The organism is Chromobacterium sinusclupearum (assembly GCF_002902845.1).
GTDB classification, from domain to species: domain Bacteria; phylum Pseudomonadota; class Gammaproteobacteria; order Burkholderiales; family Chromobacteriaceae; genus Chromobacterium; species Chromobacterium sinusclupearum.
Genome location: NZ_PPTF01000060.1, coordinates 67,824 through 82,399 on the forward strand (window position 1 = coordinate 67,824; position 14,576 = coordinate 82,399).

Here is a 14,576-nt window from a genome sequence, read left to right on the forward strand (position 1 = left end):
GTGTTTTGCAAAAGAAAAGGCTTGCCGTGGCAAGCCTTTGTCATGAATGGGCGCGGCGATGTCTTATTCTGGCTGCTTGTCGTTGCTGGCCAGCTCGAGCTGCGCTTTCTTCACCCGCTTGTCCGCCGCCAATTTTTGCTGCAGCGCCAGCAGGTCGGCCTGCGGAGGGCTGTCAAACACCACCACGCTGGCCGTGCGGTAGCGCGGCGTCAGGCCGTGATCGCGCGCGAGCGCCGCCTCGTCCTGCGCGGAGGCCAATTGCACCAGCACGGCTCCGCTGACGGATGCCGGCACCGTCTGCTTGGCGCTTTGCACCACGTCGCCGCGCTTCAGCGCGGGCGTCGCGGCAGCGGGCGAGGCCGCCAGCTTGGCGGAAACGCCCATCTTGGGCTGCGGCGTCTGTTTGTAGTACACCTTGCCGTTGATGGAAACGGCCTGCCCGGCCGGCTTGGGCAGGAAGGGCAGGTCGGCCGCGTGGGCCGCGGCGGAAAGCGCTAGTAGGGCGGGGATCAGGGAGAGAATGGCTTTCATGTTGCGCTCCGGTGGCCGAAGAAGCGGATCGACCACGATTTCAGTTTGCCCGCCGCGTTTGGCAGCGAGTAGGTGGTGTTTTTGCCGTTGACCCGATGGACGAACTGGTACTCGCCGCCATTGCTGTCTATCACCCGCAGCCGCCATTGGCCTTTGGCCGTTTCGCCATAGAAGTGGTTGGACAGCAGCCGCTGCTGGTTCAAGCCATATTCCTCCGCCACCAGCGCGGTGCGCGGCGACAACAGCACCGAGCGGGTGCCGGACGGCGAGATCAGTTCCACCGCCAGATCGCTGGCGCGGCCGTGCTGCGCATCCACCAGGATTTGCACGGCTTCCACCGTCAGGTTGTCCGGCTGGTTGAACACGCTTTCCACGCCTTTTTCATTGCCGTCCGGGATGGCAGCCTGCGCGTTCACGGTTTGCCAGCGGGTTTTTTCCAGCGGCGGCAGCGGGCGCTGATAGAACAGTGCTTTTTCCACCGCCTTGTCCACGTCTATCAGGCCAAAGCCATAAAACGGATGGAAAGACAGGCCTGCGGCGTTTTTCTGCCATCCCGGCAAGGCCTGGTAGCTATGGGCATTGCCCGCCGCATCCTTGAACGCCAGCGTCACCCCAGGCTGCGCGGCGTCCACCTTGCGGGCGGTGGTGATCAGCAAATGGCGCACGTCGCGGGCGGAGAGCGCGGGATTGGCAGACATCACCAGCGCGAACGAGCCGGACGTGGCCGGCGCCGCGGACGAGGTGCCGTTCATCACGCTGTTGTAATCGCAGTTGGGATCGAGCGCGGTGCCGCCATGCAGGCTGTTGGTGGCCTCGCCGCTTACGTTGTAGCCGCGATTGCAGCCGGAAAGGTCGGTGGTAACCATGGCCGGCGAGTCGGTGCCGTATTCGCCGCCTGGCGCGGTCAGCAGCACGTTGGCGCCGACCGAAGAATAGGACGAATGCACGCCGTCCGCGTTCAGGGCCGATACCACGACATTCCAGTAATTGCTGTTGTCGGTGGTCAGGTTGGAGTCCTGTACCGGCAGGCCGTTATTGCCTTGGTAGCCCAGCAGGTAGCCGCCATTGAGGCGGAAATAGTTGTAGGCGTTGCCGGCGGATTTGACGAAAACCGCGCCGCGGCCCCAATGGCTGTTGCGGCTGACTTCCTCGTAGGTTTCCTCTTCGGTTTTCAGCTCGATGTCGGCGTCCGGATTGCCCGGCTGCGAGGTGATGGCGGACGAGCCATAGCTTTGGTTGAAAACCCTGGCGTCGGTAAAGGATTCCAGCGGTTTGCCGCCCGGCTGCTTGCCGTGGGATAGCAGCCAGCCTTCCATGGTTTGCGCCAACAGCCAGTTGAAGCCCTTCAGTCCGGCCGACGGCGCGATGCCGCGGCCGCCTATGCCGTTGTAGCCGACGGCGGCGGCGATGCCGGCCACCGAGGTGCCGTGCGCATTGTCCGGCGATGCCGGGGTCGGATCGTCGCTGCCCGTCACCAGGTTCTTTGATCCCGGCACGATATTGGCCGCCAGATCCGGATGGCGAATTTCCAGGCCATCATCGATCACGGCGATGGTGGTGCCCACGCCGCGTATCCCGCGCAAATGGGTGAAGGCGAGATCAAGATCAATGCCCTTGACCCCGCCGCGCTTGGAGAACGCATTCTGGCCGGTGTTCTGCAGATGCCATTGCTGATTGGCCAGCGGATCGCCAGCTTGCAGCGGATAAGCCGGCTGGCCCGGCGCTGCGGCATGGCCGGCCTGAGAGGCCAATGCCAGCGCGATGGCGCTGCTGATGAAACGAAGTTGCATGGTGGTTTCCTCTATTTTTTCCTTTGAGCGGCATATTGCCGCTTCAAAGATATTATTTGTTAATTTTTATTGCGTAAATACGTTTTTGTCATTTATTGATTGAAGCCGAAGATAAGCGCGGCTTTGCGCGCGGCATGAGCGGCAGCGAGGGCTGGAGGAGAGGAAAGGGGGAAAGGAGGGGACGCGGCGAGGGCCGCGTCGCAGGGTGACTCAGTCTATCTTGGCCAGGGTGTCGAAGTTGCTATGGTTGCAGTCTTCGAATTCCCGCCGGGGCTCTTTCAGCTTGATCTGGTAGGACTTGCCCTGGGCGGTCAGGATCAATTCCTTGTCGGCGCTGGCCAGCGGTTTGGGCATCAGGAACCAGCGCTGCCCCTGGCGGGAGTTGGGCTGGGTGATGTAGATGCCGCTGGACGGAGGCGTTTCCGGCTGCTGCGGGTCCAGCAGCGACACCCCAACCGGCGTTTGTCCCAGTATTTCAATGCCGACCTTGGTGCCGTTGTTCTGGCGCAGGATGCGCCGGATGATGCCCAGCAGCGGCGGGTGGCTGTCGGTGCGCACCAGAATCAACCGTCCGATGGCCAGCTGCTCGATGGCCTTGCCGATGAAGGTCAGGCCCATGCCGGTGCTGCTGATGTCGTTGATGCGCCATTCGTCGAGACGGTCGACGTCCAGCGCGCTGACGTCCTGCACCTTGATCTGGAAAGCCACCCGTTCGAAGCCGATGGAGACGTGCGCGCTGGAAGCGTGCAGCGAGCGTTCCGATTTGCGCAGCGATTTGCCGCCGTCGTTTGACCAGCGGATGGCCAGCTTTTCGCATAAATCGGCCCACTCCTCGCGCTCCAGTTCGCAATCCAGCGCGGCAATCTGCGACGGGATGCGGGAGTCTAGGTCGAACATCAGGTCGGCCAGGCGGGTGCTGATTTCATATGACGACCAATAACGGTGCCATTTGCCGGCCATGCCGCGCAGCATCGGCTGAGGCGGCTCCGCCATCGACAAATTGAAGACGAAAACCGGCGTCTCCAGCGGCGGCTGCTTCTCCAGCGGAATTTGTTGGCAGATCAGCAACAGCAGTTGGTCGACTGCGATGATCTCCTTGTGCAGCATGTTTTCCGTCTGCGCCAGATACAGCATGCCCGCCTGCAGCAGGAGATGCTCGCAGGTGATTTCCTGGCGCGAGTGGGGATACAGCAGCAGCGGGGTGCGGGCGAAGCCGGCTTCCTCGGCGTAGATGTAAAAGCGGAAACCCTGCTGCCAGGCGCTGCCTTCCGGCTTTAGGTAGCGCAGCGCGTTCCAGGCCAGCAGGCGCATCTGGTGATGCAGCCCGCGTATGGTGACCAGCTGCAGCTCGGCCTCGGCGGCTTGGCTCGGCGCGTTTTTGTGCAGCCTCAGGCAAATCTGGTAGGCGGTGGACAGCTCATGCCAGTACGCCAGAATGGTGGGCAGATAGCCTTTGCTGCCTGCTCTGGCATGCAGGTAGTCGCTGCACAGCTGCTGATGGATGTCGGCCGCCTTGTCGTCCACATAGAGCAGCGTTTTGACGCGCTCTTTCAACGATATCTCGGTATCGGCGTTAATTTTGGAAATAGCCTTGATGATTTCCACCAAGGCAGTAAAGTATTCAGCCTGCGGCAAGTCTCGTACCAGCAGGGTTGCCGATTGCGCCACGCCGGATGCCGGCGTGTTTTTGCTCAGAAGCGAAGTGACTAGCGATTTGAAATCAAACATTGAGCCCAGCTTTATTAATGAAAGTGATGTACTCGCTTATTTGTCACTCTATCTTACGTCACGCGTTGATGATGGTGAAACTACAATCTCAAAATTAACAAACATGGCCTGGACAAGGAAATTCTCATTTTGGGTATCGGTCGCGGCGTTCGTTTTGGCGGCCTTGGCCGCGGTTCCGTCTGCCCGCGCCGCGGAAGAGCCGCAAGTGCCTGAAGGGGTTGGGGTTGTGCTCGGCGGCGGCGGCGCGCGCGGTTTCGCCCACCTTGGGGTATTGAAGGAGCTGGAACGGCTGCGCATTCCGATTTCCTGCATTGCCGGCACCAGCGCCGGGGCCTTGATCGGTGGCATTTACGCCAATGGCTTGCCGCTGGACGAGATGGAGAAGGAGTTCAATGGCGCCGACTGGGATCAGATGCTGTCCGGCCGGCCGGCGCGGGCGAATATCCCGTATGACCGCAAGCGCAATGACTACAAGAATTATCTCGATGCCAGCTTTGGCCTGAAAGACGGCGAACTGCGTTTGCCGCGCGGCGCCATCAATTCCCAGGGCATCGAGATGTACATCCACAACATCACGCGCGATCGCAATATCGACAGCTTCGACAAGCTGCCCATCCCGTTCCGCGCCGTTGCCGCCGATTTGCTGACCGGCGACGCGGTCGTGTTCGACAAGGGCTCGCTGTCGCGCGCCTTGCGCGCCAGCATGGCGGTGCCGGGCGTGTTCGATCTGGTGGAAGACAATGGCCGCCTGCTGGTGGACGGAGCGATTGCCCGCAATGTGCCGGTGCAGGATGTGAAGGGGCGCTGCGCCAAACATGTGATTGTGGTGGATGTGGGCTCGCCGCTGATGAAGGCCGATGAAATCCAGTCCTGGTTCGACGTGGTGGCGCAAAGTTCCAATCTGGCGGTGATGCGCAACGTCAGGCAGCAGATGAAGTTGCTGGACAAGAACGACATCGTGATCCGGCCTGACCTCACCGGCTATACCGCCGCGTCATTTGGCGACCATCGCGCCATCGTCAAGCGCGGCGAGGAAGCGGCGCGCAAGATGGATGCCCAGCTGTCGGCGCTTTCGGTCTCGGAAGAACAGTACGCGGCGTGGAAAAGCCGCTTGCAGCGGCCGCGCTATCCGGTGTTGGACGAGGTCAAGGTGGAAGGCAAGGACGGCACTTTCACCAAGGTGGCCACCCTGCAGGAGTCCTTGAGCTTCAACGGACCGGCGGTGCCCGTTGGCATGGCGCGGCAACGCCTGGATGAGATATTCGCTGGCGGCGAATACGACAAGCTGTCCTATCGAGTCGATAACGTTACCGGCCGCAACGTGATGACGGTGATGCCGGTAGAACGCAGCATAGGCCAGAACTCGCTGCACTTTGGACTCAATCTGAACAGCGACACGCCAGGCGACAGCGCATTTACTTTCCGCGCCGCCCATGAGTGGGCGGCGCTGAACGATGCGGGCGCGTCCTGGCGCAATGATGTGGCGATCGGCTACCAGCGGATGTTCAATAGCGAGCTGTATCAACCTCTATGGCGCGGCAGCCCGGTTTTTGCGGCGGCTTCGCTGGGCGCCTACCAGAAGCAGTTCCGTTTGTTTGATGCCAACCATACCGCCCTCTCGACCATTAATGACGATGTGGTGGGCGGCCAGCTCAGTCTTGGCCTGGCGCTGGGCAAATATGGCGAGTGGCGTGTCGGGCTGTACCACGAAAACAATCGCATATCCGTTGCGCAGGGATATCCGTTTGATATCGACGACGGCGGCCGTTTCCGCGATGTCGGCCTGAGCACCCGCTTGGTGGTGGATCAATTTGACAATCCGCGCTGGCCGCGCGCGGGTTACTATTTCAGCGGCAAATTGCGCAAGGGCATGCCGGGCCTGGGCAGCGATACCGACCAGCAAGCTTATGATCTGGTGGGCGAGGTGGCCAAGACCTATGGCGATTTTACGGCGCGCTTCACGCTGAAAGCGAGCGGGGATCGCAAGAAGAATGTTCCTCAGGAGTTGGGCGGCTTTTTGAATCTTACCGGTTACCAGACTGGCGAGCTGGTTGCGGACCAAACCGCATTGGCGAGGCTGATGGTTTACTGGCGGGCAGCGTCCTTGCCGCCGGTGCTGGGCTCTGGCGTCTATGCCGGCGTGTCGCTGGAAGGCGGGCGGCTGTGGGGGCAGAACAATCTCGATTTTCAACCCAACAGAGAGAGAAGCTGGATTCCAGCCGGTTCGCTGTTCTTGGGCGCCGATACCATCCTGGGGCCGTTTTTTGTGGGTATCGGCAGCGCCCGAGGCGGGCAGTTGACCGGCTATATCTACCTCGGCGTCGATTATTGAGCGCGCGGCGCGCTGTGATGGCCCCGCGATCGATTGGCGATGGATCGCGGGGCTGTCCTTTAGGTCTGCTGCATTGCGATATTGGTACGAACGTTTGATTTAGTCCTGGCGTTTGCGCTTGTCATGTTCTATCCCGGTTAAGGGCCGCCATCCGGCGGCCCTGGTCAAGAACAAATCGGGAGAGATAATGAAACGTCTGTTGTCGCGCAGCGCTTTCGCGCTCGTCTTGCTGCTGCTGCCGTTCGCATCGGCCCTGGCCTCCACCGGCTATACCCAAACTCGCTATCCCATCGTGCTGGTGCACGGCCTGTTCGGTTTCGGTCAGTTGCTGGGCGTGGACTACTTCTATCAGGTGCCGGCGGCGTTGAAGGCCGATGGCGCCCAGGTGTTCGTGGCCGAGGTATCGGCCACCGACAGCAATGAGGCCCGCGGCGAACAGCTGCTGCAGCAAGTGCAGCAGATATTGGCCATCACCGGCGCGCAAAAGGTCAATCTGATCGGCCATAGCCAGGGCGCGCCCACGGCGCGCTACGTGGCCGGCGTGCGGCCGGATCTGGTGGCCTCGGTCACCACGGTGGGCGGCGTTAACAAGGGTTCCACCGTGGCCGACATCGTGCGCGGCGTGGCCCCTCCGGGAACGGTCAGCGAAGCGGTCGCTTCGGCCATCGCCGGCGCCTTGGCCAAGGTGATCGCCTTCTTCTCCGGCACCAGCGACTTGCCGCAGCAACCCATCGCCGCGCTGAACTCGCTGACCACCGCCGGCTCCCTGGCCTTCAACGCCAAGTTCCCGGGCGGCGTGCCGACCTCGGCCTGCGGCGAGGGCGACTACCAGGCGAATGGCGTGCGCTACTATTCATGGACCGGCGCGGCCACCACTACCAATATCCTCGATCCGCTGACCATCCCGATGGGTGTGTTGGGCCTGGCTTTCGGCTCCACGCCGTCCGATGGTCTGGTGGGCGTGTGCTCGGCCCACCTGGGCCAGGTGATTCGCGACAATTACCAGATGAACCACGTCAACGAGATCAATCAGAGCTTCGGCTTGGTCAGCCTGTTCGAGGTGAGTCCGGTCACGCTGTATCGTCAGCAGGCCAACCGGTTGAAGAACGCGGGGCTGTAAGATGAGACGCCGCAGTGGGTGGGGATTGGCCTTGCTGGCCGGCTGCGCGGCGCTGGCCTGGTGGTATTGGCCGACCCCCGCCTCGGGACCGTCCAGTTTGCCGGGCGCCGTGGCATGGGGCGGTCCGGCGGCCTCGCTGCGCGGCACCTCGCCGGACGGCGCGGTCAAGGCCGATGGCGCGGGCGCGCTGCGGGTCGATCAGGAGCTGCGCCGTTTGTTCGACTATTACCTGGCCACGCAGGGCGAGCGCACCCTGCCGCAAATCCGCGCCGAGCTGCAGCGTTATCTGCAAGGCCGCTTGCAGGCCAAGCCGTTGGCGCAGGCGATGAACCTGTTCGACCGCTATGTTGCCTATCGCCAGTCGCTGGCGGGCATGACGGTGGCGGCCAGCGCCGATCTGTCGCAAAGGCTGGCCAGAGCGCGGGCGGTGCGGCTGCAGTATTTCAGCGCGGCCGAGGTGGCGGGGCTGTTCGGCGACGAGGACCGCTATGACGCGTTCACCGCGCAACGCTTGGACATTCTGGCCGATCCCTCACTGAGCGCGGCGGAAAAGCAGCGGCGGATCGCCCTGCTGGAGCAGCAGCTTCCGCCTGAGCTGCGCGCGGCGCGCGAGGAGCCGGTCAAGCATCTGGCCTTGGCGGAGGCGGAAGCGGCGCTGCGCCAGCGCGGCGGGGGCGAGCAGGAGCTGTACCAGCTGCGCGCTTCCATGGTGGGGCAGGCAGCGGCCGATCGCTTGTCTGAACTGGACAGGGAGCAGGCGGCATGGCGGCAGCGGGTCAATGATTTCACCCGCGAACGCGCCGCCATCCTGGCCAATGGCCGACTCAGCGCCGAGCAGCAACAGCAGGCGGTGGCGCAATTGCAGGCGCAGCGCTTCTCGGCGCAGGAGGCCTTGCGTCTGCCTGGCTTTGTCGCCAGTCATTGAGTGTCGGCTGCAACGAAAACAGGCGCCGCATGGCGCCTGTTTCTATTGAAGCAATGAGGATCAGGGCTGGTTGAAAAACAGCCGCTGCAGCGCCTCGCCCGGCTCCGCTTCCCGCATGAAGGCTTCGCCCACCAGGAAGCTGTGCACGCCGCTGGCCTGCATCAGCCGCACGTCTTCCACGCTGGCGATCCCGCTCTCGGTGACGGCGACGCGGCCGTCGGTGATGCGCGGCAGCAGTTTCAGCGTGGTGGCCAGGCTGACTTCGAAGCTGCGCAGGTTGCGGTTGTTGACGCCCACCAGCTCGGTCTTCAACTGCAGCGCGGCGTCGAGTTCCGCCTCATTGTGCACTTCCACCAGCACCGCCATGCCCAGCTCATGGGCCAGCGCTTCCAGTGCCATCATCTTAGGCAGCTCCAGCGCGGCGGCGATCAACAGGATGCAGTCCGCGCCCATGGCGCGGGCTTCGTACACCTGGTATTCGTCGACGATGAAATCCTTGCGCAGCACCGGCAGATGGCAGGCGGCGCGGGCGGCTTCCAGGTAGGCGGCGTCGCCCTGGAAGTATTGGCGATCGGTCAGCACCGACAGGCAGGCTGCGCCGTGCGCGGCGTAGCTGGCGGCGATGGCGGCGGGCTGGAAGTCCGCGCGGATCACGCCCTTGCTCGGGCTGGCTTTCTTGATTTCGGCGATGACCGCGGCCTTGCCCAGCGCGTGCTTGGCGCGGATGGCGGCGACGAAGTCGCGGCGGTCGCCGCGCGCCTCTGCCTCGGCGCGCACCGCGGCCAGCGGACGCGCGGGCAGCGCCGCGGCGATTTCCTGGCGTTTGGTGGCGATGATGGTGTCGAGAATATCGGACATGCTGATTCGGGGGTTGAAAGTCGAATAGGCCATCATGCAGAACATCCCGCCCGATGGCAAGCCGGATCGGGACGGGATGGGGGAGATCCAACGGCGGCTCAGGCCGCCGTTGGGTTTGTCGCAGCAGGCTCAGCGCGACACGAAGCCGCCGTTGATGAACAGGGTCTGCGCGGTGGTCCAGCGGTTTTCCGGCGATACCAGATGCTTGACCAGCGGCACCAGATCGGCCACCTGGCCCAGCTCGCCGTTGATGCTGGCGGACTTCAGATAGGCCACGGTTTCCGGCGTTTCCACAGAGTAGAAGAAGGCCGTGTCCATCGGGCCGGGGGCCACCACGTTGACCGTGACGCCGCGGTGGCCGATTTCCTTGGCCAGGGCGCGGGTAAAGTCCTCCAGCGGCGCCTTGCTGCCGGCGTAAGCGCCGTAGTAGCCGGTGGTGGCTGCCAGCAAGGAGGTGCCGATGCTGACGATGCGGCCGTTGTCGCGAATGCGGCGGCCGGCTTCTTGCAGGCAGAAGAACGCCGCTTTGGTGTTCAGCGCGAAGATGGCGTCGAATTCCTCCTCGCTGACTTCCGTCACCGGCTTCTTCACCATCATGCCGGCGGTGTTGATCAGGATGTCCAGATGGCCGAAGCGTTGCTCCACCGCGTCGAAAAGGCGGCGCACTTCCGCCGTCTTGGTGATGTCGGCTTGCACTGCGAAGGCCTGGCCGCCGGCGGCGTGGATCTCGGCCGCGGCTGCTTCGGCGTCGGCGCGCGAGCCGGCGCTGTTGTAGTGGATGGCAACGGCGGCGCCTTCGGCTGCCAGCGCCTCGGCAAAGGCCCGGCCCATATTGCGCGATGCGCCGACGACCAGAGCAACTTGACCTGCGAATTGGGATTGGCTCATTTCACTTCTCCGTAAGATTGACCGCAAAGCGCGGCGGGCTGTGGATGCTTCGCAGTGTATTGCTGGCATAGGGCAAGATAAATCGGCCTAATTTGATTACACTGTCCAAAAAATCGTGCTAATCGGAGGGCGGATGGATCGGATACAAGCCATGCAGGTATTCGTCACCGTGGTGGATGCGGGCGGCTTCACCAAGGCGGCGCAGCAATTGCAGCTGCCGCGCGCGTCGGTTTCCAGCGCGGTGCAGCAACTGGAGGCGCAGCTGGGCGCGCGGCTTTTGCACCGGACCACGCGGCGGGTGCAGCTGACGCTGGACGGCAGCGGTTTCTATGAGCGTTGCCGCCAGCTGCTGGCGGATTTCGACGAGATCGAGGCGTTGTTCAGCCAGCAGGGCGCCGGGCCGCGCGGCAAACTGCGCATCGACGTGCCCGGCCCGATAGGCCGCCAGGTATTGGCACCGGCCTTGCCGGATTTCTTCCGCCAATACCCGGACGTCCAGCTGGAACTGGGCGTGACCGACCGGCCGGTGGACTTGATCCAGGAGGGCGTGGATTGCGTGATCCGCGTGGGGTTTCTCAGCGAATCGCGCCTGGTGGCGCGGCGCATCGGCTTGATGCCGCAAGGCAATTACGCCAGTCCGGATTATCTGGCGCGGCATGGCCTGCCCTTGTCGCCGGACGATCTGGATCAGCACCTGGCGGTCACTTATGCCTCGCCGGCCAGCGGCAAGGCGCTGGGTTGGGAGTATCAGCAGCAGGGCGAGTGGCGAGAGCGGTCCATGCGGTCCTGCGTCAGCGTCAATCATGTGGAAACCTACACCGCCTGCGCGCTGGCCGGGCTGGGCCTGATCCAGCTGCCGCGCTACGACGCCGCGCAGTATGTGGCGGCGGGACAGCTGGTGGAAGTGCTGGCCGACTGGCCGCCGCAGGCCTTGCCGGTATCGGTGCTCTATCCGCATCGCCGCCATTTGTCGCGGCGGGTGCAGGTGTTTGTCGAGTGGGCGGGCGCCTTGATGCAGGAGCAGCTGCAATTGCTGGCGTGAGCCGGCGTTTAGCTCTCTGCCGGCTCGCGGCTGGAAATGCCCAGCCGCTGCATGCGCGATAGCAAGGTGGTGCGCTTCAGTCCCAGCTTGGCGGCCGCGCCGCGCGGGCCGGCGACGATGCCGTTGCATTCCTTCAGCACCCGGAGGATGCGCTCCTTTTCCGGCTCGCAGGCGTCGAACAGCGGCGTTTCCCGCCGCGCGGGCGCGGCGGGCGGCGTACAGGAAGGCGCGGCCTGATGATAGGCGAGATCGGTTTGCGGCAGATTCAGCACCGGGCCGCGCGTCAGAATCACTGCCCGCTCGATGACGTTTTGCAGCTCGCGCACATTGCCTGGCCAGTTGTGCCGCTGCAGCCGCTGCAGCGTTTCCGCTGGGATGCTTTCTATGCAGCGGTTCATGCGCCGCGCGAACTTCTGCGTGAAAAACTGCGCCAATAATGGAATGTCGTCGGGCCGGTCTCGCAGCGGCGGCAGCAGGATGGGAAACACGTTGAGCCGGTAATACAGATCGCTGCGGTAGCGCTTGTCGGCAATCATGCCCATCAGGTCGCAGCTGGTGGCGGAGATCACGCGCACGTCCACCGGAATGATTTTCTGGCCGCCCAGCCGTTCCACCTCACGTTCCTGCAGCACGCGCAAGAGCTTGGGTTGCAGCTCCAGCGGGATGTCGCCGACTTCGTCGAGAAACAGCGTGCTCTGGTCCGCCATTTCAAAGCGGCCGAGGCGCTGCGCGGTAGCGCCGGTGAAGGCGCCTTTTTCGTGGCCGAACAGCTCGCTCTCCAGCAGTCCGGCGGGAATGGCGGCGCAGTTCATATTGACCATGCGCTTGCCCGCGCGCGGGCTGTGGGCGTGGATGGCGCGCGCGATCAGCTCCTTGCCGGTGCCGGTTTCGCCCAGCAGCAAGACCGAGCAGTCGCTGGCTGCGACGATCTCCACCTGTTCCAGCACGGCGGACATGGCCGCGCTATGGCCGATGATTTCGTCAAAGTTTTGATAATGCTGGATTTCGCTGGTCAGCTGCAGGTTCTCGCTGGCCAGTTGGTCCTTCAGGCGCGAGATTTCCTGATAGGCCAGCGCATTGTCCAGGCCTAGGGTCAGCCGCGCCGCCACCTGTTGCAGCAGCGGCAGCACCGCGCGGAAATAGCCGCTGTCGCCGGGATAGGCCAGCAGCAGCGCGCCCACGGTGCCGGACGCCCCGCACAGCGGCAGCACGCACAGCGAGCGGCAGCCGGCGCGCATCACGTCGGCAAAGCGCGGGTGGACGGCGGCCATTTGCTCCAGCGTCGGTTCGCTGGCGAGCAGCAGCTGGCGACCCAGCATCGCCTCGCGCGCCGGCAGGCGTTCGCGCGGGTAGCGGGTGTGGCGGCAGCGTTCGCGGCCCTCGCGCTCCAGATAAATATCGTGAGTTTGCAGCTCGCCATCGTCGCCGGCGTGCAGATTGAGGCCGACGAAACTGACGCCGAAGGCCAGTTGCAGCGCCTGCGCCACTTTTTCCGCCAGTTCTTCCAGCTGCAGCGTGGACAGCACCGCGTTGGTGACGTCCACCAGGATTTGCAGTTGGTCGCGGTCGGCGCGCAAGGCTGCTAGCGGATCGGCGGGCGGCGCAGGCTGGCCGCAGGGTTGTGGCGCGAGTATCGGCATGGGTGGGCTCGGAAATGGCGGAAACTTGCAGAGCAAATTTTACCGGCCGGCCGCACCTGCTCAAAGCATAAGCGCTGCCTAATCGCCATGGGTTTAATCTGCGTCAGATAGCCAGGGCAGGCTGTCCAGCGACGCATCGTCGCGCAGGACGTCGTAAAGCCGGCTCACCGCCTGGCGCACCTGCTCCGTCATCGGGCAGTAGAAGGCCACCAGATCGGGCTGGATGCCGATGAATTCCACTACCGGCACGGTTTCCGCCAGTCGCTCCATCACAAAGCTCAGCGGCAGATCGTGGGTGCTCATGATGAACATGTCGGCCAGCGCATCCGGCGGCACGCGGCGGATTTCGCCGGGGGCGAGACCCATGTCTGCGGCATCCACCAGCACCACGCGGCGCGGCGCGCGGGCGGCGATGCGGTGGGTGGCGTTTTCCGGCGCGCTGCCGCCATCCTCCACGTCCCAGCCTGGCAGGGGAGCTTGGCGCATCAGATCGGCCAGCAGCGGGCCGGCGCCGTCGTCGCCCATCATGCTGTTGCCCACAGCCAGGATCAGGTCCGGCGTATCAGTCTTCATGTCGTTTCACCATCAGGTAAAGCGCCGGCTCGGCGTCCATTGCCGCCAGCGCGCGCATCAGCGCGTCGCTCCAGCCGCGTTGCGTGTCGTTCATGGCGTCTCGTCCGCGCGTCAGCGCCAGGGCGAGCGGGGCGGCGTGGCTGGCGTCTATCATGATTTCGCCGAAGCGCAGCGCGCCGGCCAGCTTGCGCCTTGCCTCGCCCTCGGGCAGCGTGGCCAGCCATGCCGCGTAGCCGTCCTCCGGGCAGCTGAGCATGGTTTGCAGGCAGTCGATGACGCCGATGTGGTGGCCCAGCGCCAGCGTCTGGTAGATCACCTGGCGCGCGCCGTCGTCGTCCGGCATGTCTTCTTCGCGCTGCAGGAATTTGCGTCCCAGCGAGTGAAACACGATGCGGCCCATGGCTAGCCTCCTTCCGTGCTGATATCCCACAGCCGGGTGAAGATTTCGTTCTCGCGCGGGTCGTCTATCGCCGATAGATGGCGCTTGATGCGCTCGTCCAGCGTCATGCTGTCGGTTTGCGAAGCCAGGTCCATGAATTGGTCGGCCAGAAGGCGGCCGCTGCGGTAGCCGGCCAGCCGTCGCGCCTCGCGCTCGATGCGCACCCGGGTATCCAGCGGAATGCGCGGGTGCGGCAGCAGGGCGCGGTCGCATTCGCCTTCTACCTGATGGCTGGCGTGCAGCTTTTGCTCCAGCAGCCCCAGCGCCATGGCGAAGCCGTAAATCGTGGCGGCTGGCGTCGGCGGGCAGCCGGGGATGTAGACATCCACCGGCACGATCTTGTCGCTGCCGCCCCATACGCAGTAGAGGTCGTGAAAGATGCCGCCGCTGCAGCCGCAGGCGCCGTAGGAGACGGAAATCTTGGGGTCCGGCGCGGCCTGCCAAGCGCGCAGCGCCGGCATGCGCATGGCGCGGGTGACGGCGCCGGTGAACAGCAGGATGTCGGCGTGGCGCGGCGAGGCCACCACCTTGATGCCGAAGCGTTCGGCGTCGAATACCGGGGTGATGGCGGCGAAAATCTCGATCTCGCAGCCGTTGCAGCCGCCGCAGTCCACACGGTAGACATAGGCGGAGCGCTGGATGTCCTTCAGCAGCTTTTGCTTCAGTTGGGCGATGCCCTCGCTCTCGGTCAGCGGCTTGGGCATGCCTTG

Annotated in this window: 13 protein-coding genes; 4 read left to right on the top strand and 9 right to left on the bottom strand. The window is 64.0% G+C overall.

The annotated features are described in order from the left end of the window. Positions 1-63: 63 nt before the first annotated feature. The 3 genes from C2134_RS12270 to C2134_RS12280 form a co-directional block, all read right to left on the bottom strand. Positions 64-531, bottom strand: a complete 468-nt coding sequence (locus tag C2134_RS12270) for a serine protease external chaperone (protein WP_103320417.1) — start codon at positions 529-531, stop codon at positions 64-66. After that, entirely contained in the window at positions 528-2,321 is a 1,794-nt protein-coding gene (locus C2134_RS12275) for a S8 family serine peptidase (protein ID WP_103320419.1), read from the bottom strand. Before C2134_RS12275 ends, C2134_RS12270 begins: the two co-directional genes overlap by 4 nt. A 210-nt stretch (positions 2,322-2,531) precedes the next feature. Beyond that, entirely contained in the window at positions 2,532-4,049 is a 1,518-nt protein-coding gene (locus C2134_RS12280; RefSeq protein ID WP_103320422.1) for a PilZ domain-containing protein, read from the bottom strand. Between the two features lie 205 nt (positions 4,050-4,254). On the opposite strand from C2134_RS12280, the gene C2134_RS12285 reads away from it, so the two are divergent. From C2134_RS12285 to C2134_RS12295, 3 genes are all read left to right on the top strand, one after another. Continuing rightward, complete coding sequence (locus tag C2134_RS12285) at positions 4,255-6,381, top strand: patatin-like phospholipase family protein (RefSeq protein ID WP_158248763.1); 2,127 nt, start codon at positions 4,255-4,257, stop codon at positions 6,379-6,381. A gap of 187 nt (positions 6,382-6,568) precedes the next feature. After that, positions 6,569-7,501 (top strand): esterase/lipase family protein, encoded by a 933-nt coding sequence (locus tag C2134_RS12290; protein WP_103320427.1) that lies wholly within the window; start codon positions 6,569-6,571, stop codon positions 7,499-7,501. Between the two features lies 1 nt (position 7,502). After that, positions 7,503-8,426, top strand: a complete 924-nt coding sequence (locus tag C2134_RS12295) for a lipase secretion chaperone (RefSeq protein WP_103320428.1) — start codon at positions 7,503-7,505, stop codon at positions 8,424-8,426. 60 nt (positions 8,427-8,486) lie between these two features. On the opposite strand, the gene trpC is transcribed toward C2134_RS12295, so the two are convergent. Together trpC and C2134_RS12305 are read right to left on the bottom strand one after the other, a co-directional pair. Beyond that, positions 8,487-9,284 (bottom strand): indole-3-glycerol phosphate synthase TrpC, encoded by a 798-nt coding sequence (gene trpC / locus C2134_RS12300; protein WP_103320637.1) that lies wholly within the window; start codon positions 9,282-9,284, stop codon positions 8,487-8,489. Between the two features lie 129 nt (positions 9,285-9,413). Continuing rightward, positions 9,414-10,172, bottom strand: coding sequence for an SDR family oxidoreductase (locus tag C2134_RS12305; RefSeq protein ID WP_103320431.1), 759 nt, complete (start codon positions 10,170-10,172; stop codon positions 9,414-9,416). A 133-nt stretch (positions 10,173-10,305) separates the two neighbouring features. On the opposite strand from C2134_RS12305, the gene C2134_RS12310 reads away from it, so the two are divergent. Then, positions 10,306-11,214, top strand: a complete 909-nt coding sequence (locus tag C2134_RS12310; RefSeq protein ID WP_103320433.1) for a LysR family transcriptional regulator — start codon at positions 10,306-10,308, stop codon at positions 11,212-11,214. An 8-nt stretch (positions 11,215-11,222) separates the two neighbouring features. On the opposite strand, the gene C2134_RS12315 is transcribed toward C2134_RS12310, so the two are convergent. The 4 genes from C2134_RS12315 to C2134_RS12330 form a co-directional block, all read right to left on the bottom strand. Further along, a complete protein-coding gene (locus C2134_RS12315; RefSeq protein WP_103320435.1) occupies positions 11,223-12,854 on the bottom strand; it encodes a sigma 54-interacting transcriptional regulator in 1,632 nt (543 codons plus the stop codon). 93 nt (positions 12,855-12,947) lie between these two features. Next, on the bottom strand, positions 12,948-13,427 hold the full coding sequence (hycI, locus tag C2134_RS12320; protein WP_103320437.1) for a hydrogenase maturation peptidase HycI: 480 nt from the start codon (positions 13,425-13,427) through the stop codon (positions 12,948-12,950). After that, on the bottom strand, positions 13,417-13,827 hold the full coding sequence (locus tag C2134_RS12325) for a formate hydrogenlyase maturation HycH family protein (RefSeq protein WP_103320439.1): 411 nt from the start codon (positions 13,825-13,827) through the stop codon (positions 13,417-13,419). Before C2134_RS12325 ends, hycI begins: the two co-directional genes overlap by 11 nt. A 2-nt stretch (positions 13,828-13,829) precedes the next feature. Continuing rightward, positions 13,830-14,570 (bottom strand): NADH-quinone oxidoreductase subunit B family protein, encoded by a 741-nt coding sequence (locus C2134_RS12330; protein ID WP_233196442.1) that lies wholly within the window; start codon positions 14,568-14,570, stop codon positions 13,830-13,832. Positions 14,571-14,576 lie beyond the last annotated feature (6 nt).